At 60.4% G+C, this 1,289-nt stretch carries 1 protein-coding gene; it reads left to right on the forward strand.

Annotated features, from left to right (window positions below; all coding sequences use genetic code 11):
• The coding region (locus FCK22_RS17895; RefSeq protein WP_136720744.1) for an IS66 family transposase at positions 1-1,260 on the forward strand (1,260 nt) is incomplete at its 5' end.
• Positions 1,261-1,289: the final 29 nt, after the last annotated feature.

Below are 1,289 nucleotides of genomic sequence, written 5' to 3' on the forward strand. Positions count from 1 at the left end.
GGCAATCTCCCGGCTGCACTGCCGCGCATCGAAGAGGTTATCGAACCCGACAGCCTGATCTGCCCTTGTGGCTGTGGTGTCATGCACAAGATCGGCGAAGACCGCAGCGAGCGGCTGGACATCGTGCCAGCGCAGTTACGTGTGATTGTCACCGTGCGCCCGAAATACGCCTGCCGGACCTGCACCGACGGCGTGACCCAGGCTCCCGCACTATCGCATCTGATCATGGGTGGTCTGCCGACCGAGGCCAGCATCGCCCATGTGCTGGTCAGCAAATATGCCGACCACCTGCCATTGTATCGTCAGAGCCAGATCCTGGCGCGGGCTGGCCTTGATCTGCATCGCGCCGTCTTAGCCGATTGGGTAGGTAAGGCAGCATTCCACCTCAAGCCCATCGTCGACCGGCTGGCTGAACACCTGAAACGATCCGACAAGCTGTTCATGGACGAGACGACGGCTCCCGTGCTGGATCCGGGGCGTGGAAAGACAAAGACCGGGTATCTCTGGGCACTGGCCCGCGATGACCGGCCATGGGGCGGTGAGGACCCACCCGGTGTGGTCTACTTCTATGCACCCGGTCGGGCGGGCGAGAATGCCGAAACATTCCTCACAGGCTTTGACGGCATCCTGCAGATAGACGGATATCAGGGCTACAACCGGCTGACCAAACCTACCCGCAAGAGCGGTGATCCCATTCGGGTGGCCCATTGTTGGGCACACGCGCGCCGCAAGCTGAAGGAAGTCTTTGACCGCGACGGCTCACAGATCGCTGCCGAAGGCCTGCGCCGTATTGCAGAAATCTATACCGTCGAAGCCGATATCCGTGGCATCGACCCCGACCAGCGATTATCGGCCCGTCAGGCTCGCAGCGCCCCGCTGGTCGCAGCCTTCGGTGATTGGCTGCAGGCGCAACGCCGCAAGATCTCTGCCAAATCCCGGCTGGGTGAAAAGCTGAATTACATCCATAATCACTGGGATGGGCTTCAGACCTTCCTGTCCGACGGACGCGTCGAGATCGACAACAACCGCGTCGAAAACCTGATCCGCCCCATCACTTTAAATCGCAAGAATGCACTCTTCGCCGGTCACGACGAAGGCGGCATCGCTTGGGGCCGCATCGCCTCGCTGATCGAGACCTGCAAGATCAACGACGTCGAGCCCTTCGCCTATCTCAAGACAACCCTGACAGCGATCGCCAATGGTCATCCGCAAAGTCGCCTCGACGATCTGCTCCCGTGGAACTTCAAACCGTCAAGCTAAGTGGATGGTGCTGTCCAGCTACCGCTTAC

Source organism: Sulfitobacter sp. 15WGC, from assembly GCF_005068605.1.
In the GTDB taxonomy this organism is placed as follows: domain Bacteria; phylum Pseudomonadota; class Alphaproteobacteria; order Rhodobacterales; family Rhodobacteraceae; genus Sulfitobacter; species Sulfitobacter faviae.